15 protein-coding genes are annotated in these 14,974 nt (G+C 59.6%); 8 read left to right on the top strand and 7 right to left on the bottom strand.

What is annotated here, in order from left to right; all coding sequences use genetic code 11:
• Positions 1-107 precede the first annotated feature (107 nt).
• Positions 108-311: a hypothetical protein gene (locus ACZ0A4_RS11995; protein WP_463574860.1), complete on the top strand. Its 204-nt coding sequence runs from the start codon at positions 108-110 to the stop codon at positions 309-311.
• Positions 312-426: 115 nt separating this feature from the next.
• Complete coding sequence (locus tag ACZ0A4_RS11990) at positions 427-1,491, top strand: hypothetical protein (protein ID WP_463574859.1); 1,065 nt, start codon at positions 427-429, stop codon at positions 1,489-1,491.
• Between the two features lie 71 nt (positions 1,492-1,562).
• Here ACZ0A4_RS11990 and ACZ0A4_RS11985 read toward each other — a convergent pair whose 3' ends face one another.
• Positions 1,563-1,838 carry a hypothetical protein gene (locus tag ACZ0A4_RS11985; protein ID WP_277758297.1) on the bottom strand — a complete coding sequence of 92 codons (276 nt, stop codon included), beginning with the start codon at positions 1,836-1,838 and terminating at the stop codon, positions 1,563-1,565.
• 299 nt (positions 1,839-2,137) lie between these two features.
• Between ACZ0A4_RS11985 and ACZ0A4_RS11980 the strand changes: the two genes are divergently transcribed.
• On the top strand, positions 2,138-3,220 hold the full coding sequence (locus ACZ0A4_RS11980; protein ID WP_463574858.1) for a hypothetical protein: 1,083 nt from the start codon (positions 2,138-2,140) through the stop codon (positions 3,218-3,220).
• A gap of 2 nt (positions 3,221-3,222) precedes the next feature.
• Positions 3,223-3,576 carry a DUF1428 domain-containing protein gene (locus ACZ0A4_RS11975; RefSeq protein ID WP_463574857.1) on the top strand — a complete coding sequence of 118 codons (354 nt, stop codon included), beginning with the start codon at positions 3,223-3,225 and terminating at the stop codon, positions 3,574-3,576.
• Positions 3,577-3,733: 157 nt separating this feature from the next.
• Here ACZ0A4_RS11975 and ACZ0A4_RS11970 read toward each other — a convergent pair whose 3' ends face one another.
• Complete coding sequence (locus ACZ0A4_RS11970; protein WP_463574856.1) at positions 3,734-3,928, bottom strand: hypothetical protein; 195 nt, start codon at positions 3,926-3,928, stop codon at positions 3,734-3,736.
• 107 nt (positions 3,929-4,035) lie between these two features.
• Here ACZ0A4_RS11970 and thpR point away from each other — a divergent pair, with 107 nt between their 5' ends.
• Positions 4,036-4,557, top strand: coding sequence for an RNA 2',3'-cyclic phosphodiesterase (gene thpR, locus ACZ0A4_RS11965; protein ID WP_463574855.1), 522 nt, complete (start codon positions 4,036-4,038; stop codon positions 4,555-4,557).
• Between the two features lie 252 nt (positions 4,558-4,809).
• Here thpR and ACZ0A4_RS11960 read toward each other — a convergent pair whose 3' ends face one another.
• The 5 genes from ACZ0A4_RS11960 to ACZ0A4_RS11940 form a co-directional block, all read right to left on the bottom strand.
• The gene (locus ACZ0A4_RS11960; protein WP_463574854.1) at positions 4,810-5,907 is read right to left on the bottom strand and encodes a polyamine ABC transporter substrate-binding protein; all 1,098 of its coding nucleotides are present in this window, start codon (positions 5,905-5,907) and stop codon (positions 4,810-4,812) included.
• A gap of 181 nt (positions 5,908-6,088) precedes the next feature.
• Positions 6,089-6,964 (bottom strand): ABC transporter permease subunit, encoded by an 876-nt coding sequence (locus tag ACZ0A4_RS11955; RefSeq protein ID WP_034155531.1) that lies wholly within the window; start codon positions 6,962-6,964, stop codon positions 6,089-6,091.
• Positions 6,961-7,875 (bottom strand): ABC transporter permease subunit, encoded by a 915-nt coding sequence (locus ACZ0A4_RS11950; RefSeq protein WP_064120850.1) that lies wholly within the window; start codon positions 7,873-7,875, stop codon positions 6,961-6,963. The genes ACZ0A4_RS11955 and ACZ0A4_RS11950 overlap by 4 nt, the downstream gene beginning before the upstream one ends.
• Positions 7,872-9,014: an ABC transporter ATP-binding protein gene (locus ACZ0A4_RS11945; RefSeq protein WP_007919249.1), complete on the bottom strand. Its 1,143-nt coding sequence runs from the start codon at positions 9,012-9,014 to the stop codon at positions 7,872-7,874. Before ACZ0A4_RS11945 ends, ACZ0A4_RS11950 begins: the two co-directional genes overlap by 4 nt.
• Before the next feature lie 368 nt (positions 9,015-9,382).
• On the bottom strand, positions 9,383-10,144 hold the full coding sequence (locus ACZ0A4_RS11940; protein WP_463574853.1) for a gamma-glutamyl-gamma-aminobutyrate hydrolase family protein: 762 nt from the start codon (positions 10,142-10,144) through the stop codon (positions 9,383-9,385).
• 282 nt (positions 10,145-10,426) lie between these two features.
• On the opposite strand from ACZ0A4_RS11940, the gene ACZ0A4_RS11935 reads away from it, so the two are divergent.
• From ACZ0A4_RS11935 to ACZ0A4_RS11925, 3 genes are all read left to right on the top strand, one after another.
• Positions 10,427-11,803 carry a glutamine synthetase family protein gene (locus ACZ0A4_RS11935; RefSeq protein ID WP_007918694.1) on the top strand — a complete coding sequence of 459 codons (1,377 nt, stop codon included), beginning with the start codon at positions 10,427-10,429 and terminating at the stop codon, positions 11,801-11,803.
• 253 nt (positions 11,804-12,056) lie between these two features.
• On the top strand, positions 12,057-13,547 hold the full coding sequence (locus tag ACZ0A4_RS11930) for an aldehyde dehydrogenase (protein ID WP_463574852.1): 1,491 nt from the start codon (positions 12,057-12,059) through the stop codon (positions 13,545-13,547).
• A 51-nt stretch (positions 13,548-13,598) separates the two neighbouring features.
• Positions 13,599-14,882, top strand: a complete 1,284-nt coding sequence (locus ACZ0A4_RS11925) for an NAD(P)/FAD-dependent oxidoreductase (protein WP_122854266.1) — start codon at positions 13,599-13,601, stop codon at positions 14,880-14,882.
• The last annotated feature ends 92 nt before the right edge of the window (positions 14,883-14,974 follow it).

Raw genomic sequence — 14,974 nt, 5'->3', positions numbered from 1 at the left:
AACCTCGGTTTGTCCGGTCGTATCTGCGGCTGCATGCACCGCGTCCCGTAGGCGCGGGCAGCGTGGCCGATTCCGTCGTCAAGACCTTGGTTTTAGGGAAGTGTTGAATGAAGCGCGCAACAACGATGCTGCTGACCATGACCGCCGCCGTATTGCTCGGCGGCTGTGTCGCGGATTTTGATGATGACCACCGCCATGGCCGGCATTACGACCGCGATCATGGTCGTAATTACGACCACGATCGGCGCTGGGACGACCGCGATGATCGCCGCGACGGGCGTCGTTACTACCGTGATCGGGATGATGATTGACTGAGTTCTGCGCGCCCGATTAGCAGAGCAGTCGTGCAGACTCGGGGGGAGTGGACGCAATGATGGCAATTCAGTAGCATCGCCGTTTTTTGCCCCTTCTCCCCCAAGGATGATCATGTCTGTGGCTTTGCTGTTGCGTCGTACACCCGTTGTTATCGGTGTCGTTCTGTCGGGCCTCCTGCTGTCGGGATGCACTCAGATGGGCACCTATCAGGATTCGGTCGCACCTGATGCTGCCAAGCTGCGCTTTGTCGCCAGCACTGATAACGCGTCGGTGGATTATTACGATGCAGAGCATTGCGATGGCCAGACCACCGGCTTGCTCAACAACCTGTTCATCGTCGACAGCACGCGCCGGGTCGGCATGAGTGTGGCGCCACCGGAAAAGGCCAAGAGCTACCTGGAAATCAAACTGCCGCCCGACAAGGAAATGTACCTGAAGGTCAATACCCAGACTGGTTATGCTGTCTGCGGGTCGGGTTTCAGCTTCAAACCTCAGCGCGATACAGAATACGAGCTGACCTTCGACCTCAAGGGTCGCCAGTGCTCGACGCTGATGCAGCGTGTGCAGCGCATCGATGGCAAGGATGTGCGCACGCCGATCCCGATGAAGCGTGAGGGGCTGGCGGCCTGTGCCGGGCGCAACCCGATCTTTCCCAAGCCGCCAGCGTTGCTGCCGGATACGCCGGAACGTACGGTCATGATCGACCGCATCGTCAATGGCAGCCTCTTCGTGGTGATGAAGTCTGACGCGAAGAAGTCGGCCTCGACGACGTTTACGCCGCAAAAGCTCGATTCGCTGGTCAGCGAGCGCAAAGCGAAAATGGGCTTTGAACTGCCAGACGATTACTGGACGCTGTATCGTCAGAATCTGGCGGAATTCAACAATGAGAGTTCGGCGATTGCCGACGAGGCGATAGCCCGCTCCAGCGACGAGTATCGCAAGCGCCTGCGCAGTATCGACGACAAGCGCTTGAAAGAATGGTCTGCCGTCGACGGTACTTCCGGCAAACGTGGCAACGCAGCGCCGACCGACATGGAAACCGAAATGATCATGTACTACTTCCAGTCGTCCAAGGAAGTCATGAGCGAGGCGGTCATTCGCCATCTCGACCGCATGGCCAAAATGGATGCGCAGTACAACGTTTGCTCGCGTCATGCCGAGTGCTGGAAGCGCTGAACGGCGCAACCCTGATGTGAAAAAGCCCACTGCGCCGAAATGGCCAGTGGGCTTTTTTGTGCGTGTTGCAATTAAAAGTGAGCGCTCGCCCGGACGCTGGATCGCGCAGGCACGGAGGCCTCGATGTCCAGCAAATGGGTGGCGAGAATGTCGCTCAGAAAACGGAACTGATCGTTGATGCCGACCACTTCATTGCTGAAATGATTGCTCGCGGCGGGCATCAACAGATCTTCGAAGTCTTCGTTGAACACCAGTGCCTGCGCTTTGTGCGACACAACGTGCTGGTCGTAATAGTTGCTGCCGAACACTGGGAAACTCACGGAGAGTGTGACGTGGGTGTGAATCATGCTGAGAACTCCTCGTTGTGTTTCGGATGGCTTAATCGTGCCGTTGATGGGCGGTGAGCGGAAGGCAATCGTGGCGATGGTGAATATCGATGGCAGTGATGGTTGTCGCAGACCACTGTGGGAGCGAGCTTGCTCGCGAAGGCGTGGAGCCAGTCGATTCATAGGTTTCTGATACACCGCATTCGCGAGCAAGCTCGCTCCCACAGGGGATCTGCGGAGTTTTCGCGACAGCGGACAAATGGTCCGACGCACACACCTATACTCAAACTGCCTCCACACATTTGAAGGAAACCGCCAACGTGAACCCGCGTGCGCTGCTCGTCGCCGCACTGTTGCTGCTGGCCGGCTGCGCCACCTCGGCGCGGGCGCCGGTGTCGGCGCCGCAAGCCGTGTTCGTCTCGCCGCAGACCTGGCAGCAGATCGACCGCGAAATCGTCAGCGCTTCGCAGCAGTCCACCGAACAAGTCAAAGTTTTCGCCCGTGGTTCGATGGAACATTGGCGCACTCGCGTCTATCAGCAAACTGAAGAAAATTTCATCCCGTGGTTCAGCAGCTACTGGACCCAGGAATGGCTGTCCATGAAAGTCAGTTGGTACACGATCAATGCCGGTGGCGAGCAGGACGCGTCCGCCAAGCGGTTGGCGGCGTATCTGCTTGAGCAATATCAGGAAAGGGTGCTGGCACCGGTGGCGGTGGAGATCGATCCGGATGCGATCCTCGGCCAGGCGACGGCGTTCTATGCGCAGTTGATGGCGCAGCGGATGCCGCTTATCGCCCAGCGCCATGGTGTGCCCGCTGGTCAGCTCAATGGGCATTTGCAGAAAGTCCCGGCCATTGCCCTGGGACCGCCGCCGACGCGCGATGCTTCGCTGTACCAGGTCATCAGTACCGAGCCGCTGAACACGCTGCCGGCCTACGCCGCGCTGATCGACAAGATTCACACCGAGGGTGGCTCAAAGGGGATTGCCTCGACGGATGCCGGCATGGCGCCGGTGGCCAAACGCGCCAGCCAACGGATGGAAGCGGAAATGGCCCCGCGCGGTGCGGCCAGCGCAGTAGCCGCTGCGGCCGGTAAACTGGCTGGCGGACTGATTTCGGTCGGTGTGGCCGGCATTCGCGCGATCATTCAGGCCAATGACCGCCCCGACAGCGAAGCGTTGATCCGCAGCAGTCTGGGCAGCACCTTCGATAAGGCCTGGCTGAAACTGGTGCAGAACCCGACCACCGGTGTCATGGCCGGCACGCTGCACATGGCCGGGCAGGTCGAGCGCAATCTGGGTGGGGGCGATGAACCGTCGGTCGGGTTGGGTGTGAATCGTGTCGAATGGCAACCGCCGCAGTCGACTAACCAGCAGATCGAACCCAACGTGCAAGGAGAGTGATCATGGCTTACATCGATATTTTCGTAGCGCCGGTGCCGAGTGCCAACCTTGAGCAGTACAAGAAACACTGCGCAATCGCGGCGAAACTGTTCAAGGAATACGGTGCGCAGGACGTGGTCCAGTGCTGGGGCGATGACGTACCGGATGGCAAGGTCACCTCATTGCCGATGGCGGTAAAACTCAAGGAAGGCGAAACGGTTTCGGCTGGCTGGCTGATCTGGCCAGACAAAGCCACCCGCGACGCCGGCATGGCAAAAATGATGGACGACCCGCGCATGCAGCCGGACGTCAACCCGATGGGGTTCGATGGCCAACGCATGATCTTTGGTGGTTTTAAAAATATTCTTGAGTCCTGAACCCGATTTTGGAATGGGCAAGATTCATGTTTCACCACAAAACCCTGTGGGAGCGAGCCTGCTCGCGAATGCAGTGTGTCAGTCGATAAAAAGGTCACTGATACTCCGCTTTCGCGAGCAGGCTCGCTCCCGCAGGGTCAGTGTTCACTGGCAGCGTTCAGTCGGCTGAAGGAGTGATGCGGCAGCTTTTGCGGTTGCGGATCTGCTCGTCCGTCGGGCGTTCACGGACGAACTCGAAGCGCGGCTCACCCTCGCTGTAATGCACCAGCCAGCCCCATTCCAGTTCGCTTTCGTCCTGCCCGGGATTGGGCGGGCGGGCCCACCACGGTTCTTTGCTGAGGATCTCGCGCATGGCGGCCTCCGTTTCGATGGCAATCCTTGAACTATAGCTTCCTGTCACGAGTCGTCAGATCAGGCTGTGTAGAATCCGGCGGAACACTTTGAACAGGGAGCAGGGCCATGACCGATGAAGCGAAGCGACTGTTTTTCGCCCTCGATTGCCCGTCTGCGCAGCGCAAGGCGATTGCTCAATGGCGAGGGGAGTTGGGTTTACGCACCGGTAAGCCGGTGTCGGCGGACAACTTTCATCTGACGCTGCTGTTTCTCGGCGCGGTGCCATTGGCGCAAATCAATGAAGTCTGCGAGGCAGCCGCGCAAGTGCGCATACCGGGTGAGGCGTTGAAGGTTTCGCTGGATCGTCTGCAGGTCTGGCATCGCGCCGGGGTGTTGTCGCTGGCGCCGGAGCAGGCGCCGCCCGCGTTGTTGCGATTGGTATACGCGCTGGAGCAAGCGATGTTGCCGTTCGGCTTTGAAGAGACACCCCGCGAGTTTCGCCCGCACCTGACGTTGGCCCGCGATTACCGGGCGCCGGAGCCTGAATCCGCTACGCCGCCGGAGTTTTACCTGCGCGCCGAACGCTTTGCCTTGTTCGAATCGCACAAGGGCCGCTATCGGGTTCTGCAAGATTGGTCGCTGATTTGAGCGCACAAAAAAAGGCGCCCGAGGGCGCCTGAGAATTCACCTGAGCCGAGGGAGCCAGGTGAGGCCGTTCATAGCAGGGTGCAGCGGTGGTAAGGCGCTGCGTGAACGGGAAATCATAAATTTCTTCGAGTCAGCCACTGACCCTGTGGGAGCGAGCTTGCTCGCGAAGGCGTCGGCACATCCAACATCTCTAGCGCCTGTTCACCCGCTTTCGCGAGCAAGCTCGCTCCCACATTTGGATTTGCGCTTGTCCTATTTACCAAGCTTCACCCGGGTCCAGCCACGGGTCATGATCCGTTGCGTGGCAATCGGCTGATCCGGCACCGCATACAGCGTCGCCATCACCGCTTGCGACGGATACGAACCCGGGTCGTTGCGGATCGCTTCGTCCACCAATGGCGTGGCCGCCGCGTTGGCGTTGCTGTAGCCGTTGCTGTTGGTGATTTCGGCGATGATGTCCGGGCGCATCAGGAAGTCCATGAACAAGTAGGCGTTCTCGACGTTGGCGGCATCACGCGGGATCGCGACCATGTCGTAGAAACTGCCGGCGCCTTCCTTGGGAATGCTGTAATCGATCACCACGTTGTTGCCCGATTCCACCGCGCGGGCCTTGGCCTGCAGCACGTCGCCGGAGTAGCCGACTGCCACGCAGATGTTGCCGTTGGCCAGATCGGAGATGTATTTCGAGGAATGGAAGTACGCCACGTTCGGGCGAATCTTCATGAACAGCGCCTCGGCTTCCTTGATGTGCGCGGTGTCCTTGTCATTCACCGAATAGCCCAGGTAGTGCAGGGCGGCCGGGATCATTTCGGTCGGCGAGTCGAGGAAACTGATGCCGCAGGCTTTGAGCTTTTCAGCGTTTTCCGGCTTGAACAGCAAGTCCCAGGAGTTGGTCAGGGCGTTGGCGCCGAGCACTTCCTTGACCTTGGCCGGGTTGAAACCGATGCCGATCGAGCCCCACATGTACGGGAACGCGTGGGCGTTGTCCGGATCACTGGCGGCGGCGTTTTTCAGCAGCACCGGGTTGAGATTCTTCCAGTTCGGCAGCTTCGATTTGTCCAGCGTCTGATAGACGCCGGCCTTGATCTGCTTGGCCAGGAAACTGTTCGACGGCACGACCAGATCGTAGCCGGATTTGCCCGCCAGCAAGCGCGCCTCAAGGGTCTCGTTGCTGTCGAAGACGTCATAGGTCACGCGGATGCCAGTCTCGTCTTCGAACTTCTTGACGGTGTCCGGCGCAATGTAATCGGACCAGTTGTAAACACGCAGCACCTTGTCGTTGGCCTGGGCGCCCATGACCATTGCGCCCATTAAGGACAGTGTGAGCAGAGTCCTGCCAAACATTTTCATCGGTACAACTCCATTCTTTTTATTCACGTTACGCAAAGCTCCCTCACCCTAACCCTCTCCCAGAGGGAGAGGGGACTGACCGAGGGGCTGACTACATGTTTGTAGGAGCTGCGGCACGCTGCGATCTTTTGATCTGCAAAAACAACGTCAAAAGATCGCAGCGTGCCGCAGCTCCTACCGGTCAAGCGGTGGCGGCTTGTTGCGGTTGCTGCCACGACTCGTTTGCGGTCTGATCCATCGCTTCCTGAATCGCACGTTTGCGGTTGGCTTCTGCCTTGCGGCCGAAGTACCAGACCAGGAAGGTCACCAGCGACACCGCCAGCAGAATCAGGCTGGCCACCGCGTTGATCTCAGGCTTCACGCCCAGACGCACCGCCGAGAACACTTCCATCGGCAACGTGGTCGAACCCGGCCCGGAAACGAAGCTGGCCAACACCAGGTCATCCAGCGACAAGGCAAACGACATCATCCCGCCCGCCGCTAGCGACGGCGCGATCATGGGAATGGTGATCAGGAAGAACACCTTGAACGGCTTCGCACCCAGATCCATCGCCGCTTCTTCGATCGACAGATCCAGCTCGCGCAGGCGGGCGGAGACTACCACCGCCACATAGGCTGCACAAAACGTGGTGTGGGCGATCCAGATCGTGACAATGCCACGCTCCTGCGGCCAGCCGATCAACTGCGCCATCGCCACGAACAGCAGCAACAGCGACAGACCGGTGATCACTTCCGGCATCACCAACGGCGCGGTGACCAGGCCACCGAACAAGGTGCGACCCTTGAAGCGCGTTACACGGGTCAGGACGAAAGCGGCGAGGGTGCCCAATGCAACGGCGGCAATTGCGGTGTAGCAGGCGATTTCCAGCGAGCGCACCACCGAGCCCATCAGTTGTGTGTTGTCGAGCAGGCCGACGTACCACTTCACCGACCAGCCGCCCCACACTGTCACCAGTTTGGATGCGTTGAACGAGTAGATCACCAGAATCAGCATCGGCAGATAAATGAACATCAGACCGAAGATCAGCATGAACTTGGAAAAACCGAAGCGTTTCATCCCCGTGCCTCCATCTCTTTGGCCTGGCTGCGGTTGAACAGCAGAATCGGCACAATCAGGATCAACAGCATCACCACCGCCAGCGCAGACGCCACCGGCCAGTCGCGGTTATTGAAGAACTCTTGCCACAGCACGCGACCGATCATCAGCGTCTCCGGCCCACCCAGCAGTTCAGGAATCACGAACTCACCGACCACCGGAATGAACACCAGCATGCAGCCAGCGATAATGCCGTTCTTGGCCAGCGGCACGGTGATTTTCCAGAAGTTGTTGAAGTTGCTCGAACCCAGATCCTGTGCGGCTTCCAGCAGGCTGCCATCGTGTTTGACGAGGTTGGCATAGAGCGGCAAGACCATGAACGGCAGGTAGGCGTACACCACGCCGATATACACGGCAGTGTTGGTGTTGAGGATCTCGATCGGGTGATCGGTCAGCCCCGTCCACATCAGAAACGCGTTGAGCAGTCCGTTGTTGCTGAGGATGCCCATCCACGCGTAAACGCGGATCAGGATCGCGGTCCAGGTCGGCATCATGATCAACAGCAGCAGGACGTTTTGCGTTTCCTTGCCGGTCTTGGTGATCGCGTAGGCCATCGGGAAACCGATCAGCAGGCACATCATCGTGCTCAGCGCCGCGACTTTCAGCGAGCCGAGATACGCCGACAGGTACAACTCGTCTTCGCCGAGCATGGTGTAGTTGCCGATGTTCAGCATCAGCTGGAATTTCTGTTCGGCGTAGGTGTAGATCTCCGAGTACGGCGGGATCGACAGCGCGGCTTCCGAGAAGCTGATCTTCATCACCAGGAAAAACGGCAGCATGAAGAACAGGAACAGCCAGATGAACGGGATGCCGATCACCAGTTTTCGTCCGCTGGGCACCAGGCGCAGGAATTGCTGATTGAAGGTTTTCATGAGCGCAGTACCACGCCGCTGTCGTCTTCCCACCACACGTAGACCTTGTCGTCCCAGGTTGGACGCGCGCCACGGCGTTCGGCGTTGGCCATGAACGATTGGACGATTTTGCCGCCGGGCAATTCGACGTAGAACACCGAGTGGCCGCCGAGGTAGGCGATGTCATGTACTTTGCCTTCGGACCAGTTGTAGCGGAACTCGGGTTGGGTGGTGCTGACGAGCATTTTTTCCGGACGGATCGCGTAGGTGACCGACTTGTCCTGCACCGAAGTGCTGACGCCGTGACCGACGTAGATCTTCTGTTGCAGGTCCGGGCTGTGGATGATCGCGTGACCTTCAAGGTCTTCCACCACGGTGCCGTCGAAGGCGTTCACGTTGCCGATGAACTCGCAGACCATGCGGCTGACCGGCGCTTCATAGATGTCGACCGGGCTGCCGATCTGGGCGATCCAGCCGAGGTGCATGATCGCGATGCGCTCGGCCATGGTCATGGCCTCTTCCTGGTCGTGGGTCACCATTACGCAGGTCACGCCGACGCGTTCGATGATCTGCACCAGCTCCAGTTGCATCTGCGAACGCAGCTTTTTATCCAGCGCACCCATCGGCTCGTCGAGCAGCAACAGCTTCGGACGCTTGGCCAGCGAGCGGGCGAGGGCGACGCGCTGACGCTGGCCGCCGGACAACTGGTGCGGGCGGCGTTTGGCGTATTGGGTCATGTGCACCAGGCGCAGCATTTCATCGACACGGGCGTCGATTTCGCTGGCGGGCAAACGGTCCTGCTTCAAGCCGAAGGCGATGTTCTGCGCGACGGTCATGTGTGGGAACAGCGCGTAGGACTGGAACATCATGTTGATCGGCCGCTCGTACGGCGGCATGTCGGTGATGTCCACGCCGTCGAGCAGAATCCGCCCTTCAGTCGGGCGCTCGAAACCGGCGAGCATGCGCAGCAGGGTCGATTTGCCCGAACCGGAGCCGCCGAGCAGGGCGAAGATTTCGCCCTGATGGATCTCCAGGGACACATCGTCCACTGCCACGGTTTCGTCGAACTTCTTGGTGACACGATCGACTTTCACCAGCACCTTTTTCGGTTGCTGATGACCTTCAAGTGCCTTCCTGTAAGTGCTGGAGGCGTTTGCCATGTGAAACTCCCAACAGGTTTCGTTCGCCGGGCCAATGTGGCCGGGCTTAAGTGGATTGCAAGCCTGTAAGCGCAGCCCCGGTCGAATCGCCGCAATATCCTGTGGGAGCTGGCTTGCCAGCGATGGCGGTGGGGCAGTCACCCTTAATGTTGAAGGTGACGGCCTCATCGCTGGCAAGCCAGCTCCCACAGGGTTTTGCATTGTTCTGACAGGTATTGCACTTACCGATCCGGCTTGGTCGGCGCCGCCGTCCTGGCTGCCTGGGTCGTACTTGTTGTTATTACGGTTGTTGTTCACGAATGACGGATGCGCGCAGGCACACCCGACGTCCGTGGGGGCAGTCAATCGTTACGTATTCTTGGGTTGAGTCAGCGCTGGTTGCGCCGCGCTGCCCGTTGTCGGCAAGCCGCGCCGAACGCCTGGAAAATCTTCAGGTAGTTCGGGTTGTCGAGCACTTGCCATTCCGGGTGCCATTGCACGCCGAGGGCGAAGGTCGGGCTGTGTTCGACCGAGACCGCCTCGATCAAACCGTCCGGCGCCACCGCTTCGGCTCGCAGGCCGGGCGCGAGGCGGTCGATGCCCTGGCTGTGAATCGAGTTGACCTGGAACTCGTCCGGCAGCTCCAGTGCTTCGAACACGCCACCGCCGAGCACAGTCACGGCATGGGCCGGTGCGTATTGCACGGCCACGTCCGGGCTGTCGGCTTCGCGGTGATCAAGCATGCCGGGCAGCTCGTGCACCTTCTGATGCAGGCTGCCGCCGAACGCCACGTTCATTTCCTGGAAGCCACGGCAAATGCCGAGCACCGGAACGCCCGCCGCGATGGCTGCACGCAATAAAGGAAGGGTGGTGGCATCCCGCGCCGGATCGTGATCCGTGCCGGGTTCGCTGGCCGGGCCTTGATAGTGGAAGGGTTCCACGTTGGAGGGCGAGCCGGTCAGCAGCAGACCGTCGAGTTGACCGAGCAGGTCTTCGATTTCAGTCAGGTTGCCAAGGGAAGGAATGACCACTGGCAACCCTTCAGCGCCAACGCTGACAGCACGTACGTACTTGTCGCCGCTGATGTGATAGGGGTGCAGGCCAATCTGTTTGACGCACGCAGTAACGCCGATCAATGGCTTGAATGCCATTTTTATTCACCTCGAAGTTTGACACTTGAACGAGCTTTTCCGGAGCTTAGCCTCGTTGATTTTAATTAACAACTGCCATGTAAAAAATTCTAAACGCCGTTCATCATATCTTCATGATTTCCGGGGCTCTGGCGCCTGTATTGGCACGCAGGTGTTAAAAAAAGCCCGAAAAATAAACCCTGAGCGGCCATCTGTTCGCTATTGACTTCACTTTGCCGTTCGGGTTGACTGGCTCGGCGAAACAGCAGTGAACATAATAATTAACAGCTAAATAGGTGCATCATGTCGGTCCCTCTGCGTACCGTTCAACTCAACGAAGCAAACGCATTCCTTAAGAAATATCCTGAGGTTTTGTACGTCGACCTTCTGATTGCGGATATGAACGGTGTGGTGCGCGGCAAGCGCATCGAACGCACCAGTCTTCATAAGGTTTACGAGAAAGGCATCAACCTGCCGGCCTCGCTTTTCGCGCTCGATATCAACGGCTCCACGGTGGAAAGCACCGGCCTGGGTCTGGACATCGGCGACGCTGACCGCATCTGCTACCCGATTCCCGGCACCTTGAGCATCGAGCCGTGGCAGAAGCGCCCAACCGCACAACTTCTGATGACCATGCACGAGATCGAAGGCCAGCCGTTCTTCGCTGACCCGCGTGAAGTGCTGGCCAACGTCGTGCGCAAATTCGATGACCTCGGTCTGACTATTTGCGCGGCGTTCGAACTCGAGTTCTATCTGATCGACCAGGACAACGTGAACGGCCGTCCGCAATCGCCACGTTCGCCGGTGTCCGGCAAGCGTCCGGTGTCGACTCAGGTTTATCTGATCGACGACCTCGACGAATACGTCGATTGCCTGCAAGACATCCTCGAAGGCGCGAAAGAGCAGGGCATCCCGGCTGACGCGATCGTCAAGGAAAGCGCCCCGGCGCAATTCGAGGTCAACCTGCATCACGTCTCCGACCCGATCAAGGCGTGCGACTACGCTGTCCTGCTCAAGCGTCTGGTGAAGAACATCGCCTACGACCACGAGATGGACACCACCTTCATGGCCAAGCCGTACCCGGGTCAGGCGGGCAACGGTCTGCACGTGCACATTTCGATCCTGGACAAAGAAGGCAACAACATCTTCGCCAGCGAGGATCCCGAGCAGAACGCCGCACTGCGTCACGCGATCGGCGGTGTGCTGGAGACCCTGCCTGCGCAAATGGCGTTCCTCTGCCCGAACGTCAACTCGTACCGCCGCTTCGGCGCGCAGTTCTACGTGCCGAACTCGCCGAGCTGGGGCATCGACAACCGCACCGTTGCGGTCCGTGTGCCAACCGGTTCGGCCGACGCTGTGCGTATCGAGCATCGCGTTGCTGGCGCTGACGCCAACCCGTACCTGCTGATGGCTTCGGTGCTGGCCGGTATTCACCACGGTCTGACCAACCAGATCGAACCGGGCGCCCCGGTGGAAGGCAACAGCTACGAGCAGAACGAACAGAGCCTGCCGAACAACCTGCGCGACGCACTGCGCGAGCTGGACGACAGCGAAGTCATGGCCCGCTACATCGACCCGATGTACATCGACGTGTTTGTCGCTTGTAAGGAGAGCGAGCTGGCCGAGTTCGAGAACTCGATTTCTGACCTTGAGTACAACTGGTATCTGCATACGGTCTGAGTGTTTGAGGGCCCCAAAAGCCAAAAGCCCCTCACCCTAACCCTCTCCCAAAGGGAGAGGGGACTGATTCGGGGATGCTCGGGCAATCCGCCGGCCTGAACGATTTTTGCCGAATCCATATTCGACTCGGTCGTTCAGGTCGGTGCAGATCCCAAGACACTTCGGTCGGTCCCCTCTCCCCCTGGGAGAGGGCTAGGGTGAGGGCAGCCATCTCAAACCAACACCCCCAATTCCCCCTTGTCGAGCCACAACAATGACAACGACCCGCAACGACTGGGAACAACGCTTCCAGTCCCTGACCATCGAAGCCCGCGCGTTCATCAACGGTGAATACCGCCCGGCCATCAGTGGCGACACCTTCGAATGCCTGAGCCCCGTCGACGGCCGTTTCCTCGCCTCCGTGGCCAGCACCGATGAAGCCGACGCCAACCTCGCCGTTGACGTCGCGCGCCAGTCTTTTGAATCCGGCATCTGGGCGAAAAAAGCCCCGGCCGAGCGCAAACGTATTCTGATTCGCTTCGCCGATCTGATCCTGCAGAACCAGGAAGAACTGGCGCTGCTGGAAACCCTCGACATGGGTAAACCGATCAGCGATTCGATGAGCATCGACATCCCGGCGACCGCCAACGCGATCCGCTGGAGCGCCGAAGCCATCGACAAGATCTACGACGAAGTCGCCGCCACCCCGCACGATCAACTTGGCCTTGTCACTCGCGAGCCATCCGGTGTGGTCGCGGCCATCGTGCCGTGGAACTTCCCGCTGATCATGGCCAGCTGGAAGTTCGCCCCGGCGCTGGCCGCAGGTAACTCGTTCATTCTCAAGCCTTCGGAAAAGTCGCCGCTGACGGCGATCCGCATCGCCCAACTGGCGCTGGATGCCGGTATTCCGAAAGGCGTGTTCAACGTCCTGCCAGGCTTCGGCCACACCGTCGGCAAGGCGTTGGCGTTGCACATGGACGTCGACGTGCTGGCCTTCACCGGCTCCACGGCGATTGCCAAGCAACTGATGATTTATGCCGGCCAAAGCAACATGAAACGCGTCTGGCTCGAAGCAGGGGGCAAGAGCCCGAACGTGGTGTTTGCCGACGCACCGGACTTGCGCGCGGCAGCACACGCAGCGGCCGGCGCCATTGCCTTCAACCAGGGCGAAGTGTGCACTGCGGGTTCCCGCTTGCTGGTCGAACGCTCGATCCGCGAGCAGTTCATTCCGCTGTTGGTGGAAGCGCTGCAAGCGTGGAAACCGGGTCATTCACTCGATCCGGCGACCACCGTCGGTGCCGTGGTCGATCAGCGTCAACTCGACAACGTGCTGCGCTACATCAGCATCGGTCGTGAGCAGGGCGCCGAGCTGATTGCCGGCGGCCAACGCACCCTCGAAGAAACCGGTGGCCTCTATGTGCAACCGGCGCTGTTCGACGGCGTGACCAACGCGATGACCATCGCCCAGGAAGAAATCTTTGGCCCAGTGCTGTCGCTGATCACCTTCGACACCGCTGAAGAAGCGCTGCAGATCGCCAATGACAGCATCTTCGGCCTCGCCGCCGGCGTGTGGACCAGCAACCTCAGCAAGGCGCACACCTTCGCCCGTGGCCTGCGTGCCGGCAGCGTCTGGGTCAACCAGTACGACGGCGGCGACATGACCGCACCGTTCGGTGGCTTCAAACAGTCGGGCAACGGTCGCGACAAATCGCTGCACGCGTTCGACAAGTACACCGAGCTGAAAGCGACCTGGATCAAGCTCTGATTTTCTACAGCGGTGGTCGCTCTTGATGAGCGGCCTTCGGAGAACAATAAAATGAAGCAACAACACGTAAACAGCTACTACGCCGCCACCCGCAACGAAGTCATCGACTTCCCGGTTCTGGAAGAGTCGGTCGAGTGCGATGTCTGCATTATCGGCGCCGGTTACACCGGTCTGTCCTCGGCCCTGTTCCTGACTGAGGCCGGCTACAAAGTGACGGTGCTGGAAGCGGCGAAAGTCGGCTACGGCGCTAGTGGTCGCAACGGCGGTCAATTGGTCAACTCCTACAGCCGCGATGTCGATGTGATCGAAGAGCGTTACGGCGACAAGACTGCAGAAATTCTCGGCAGCATGATCTTTGAAGGCGCCGACATCATCCGTTCGCGCATCAAGGAATACGACATCAAATGCGACTACCGCCCGGGCGGCATCTTCGCAGCGATGAACAAGAAACAACTCAACGGTCTGGCCGAGCAGAAGCGTGGCTGGGAACGTTACGGCAACCGCAATCTGAAGATGCTCGACGCGGCTGACATTCGTCGTGAAGTCGGCTCCGATGCTTACGTTGGTGGTCTGCTCGACATGCAGGGCGGCCACGTTCACCCGCTGAATCTCGCACTCGGTGAAGCAGCGGCGATTACGCGTTTGGGTGGCAAAATCTACGAGCAGTCGGCTGCCGTGGAAATCAAATACGGCGAGCCAAACGTCGTGCGCACCGCCAAAGGTCAGGTCCGCGCCAAGTACTTGCTGATCGCCGGCAACGCTTATCTGCCGCAAGGTCTCGACAACCGCGTGACCGCGAAAAGCATGCCGTGCGGCTCGCAGATCGTCGTCACCGAACCGCTGACCGAGAAACAGGCGCGCAGCCTGATCACCAACAACTACTGCGTCGAAGACTGCAATTACCTGCTGGATTACTACCGCCTGACCGCCGACAACCGTCTGCTGTACGGTGGCGGCGTGGTCTACGGCGCACGCGAACCGGACGACATCGAACAACTGATCCGCCCGAAGATCCTCAAGACCTTCCCGCAGCTCAAAGACGTCAAGATCGACTACCGCTGGACCGGCAACTTCCTGCTGACCATGTCACGCATGCCGCAATTCGGTCGTATCGAAAAGAACGCCTACTACATGCAAGGCTACAGCGGCCACGGCGTCACCTGCTCGCACCTGGCCGGCAAACTGATCTCGGAAATGATCCGTGGCGATGCCGAACGCTTCGATGCGTTCGCCTCTTTGCCGCACATGCCCATGCTCGGTGGCCGCACCTTCTCCGCGCCACTGACCGCCCTCGGCGCCGTCTACTACTCGCTGCGCGACCGCTTCGGCCTCTAAGTTACCTCCCCGGCGGCGGCCCCCAAGACCCCGCCGGTTTTTCTTATCGCAACACTCCCTGATATCCAAATGTGGGAGCTGGCTTGCCAGCG

This window comes from Pseudomonas sp. AC172 (assembly GCF_979258595.1).
Note: the sequence above shows the minus strand (reverse complement) of the source record. Positions and strands in the feature narration are given on the sequence as shown.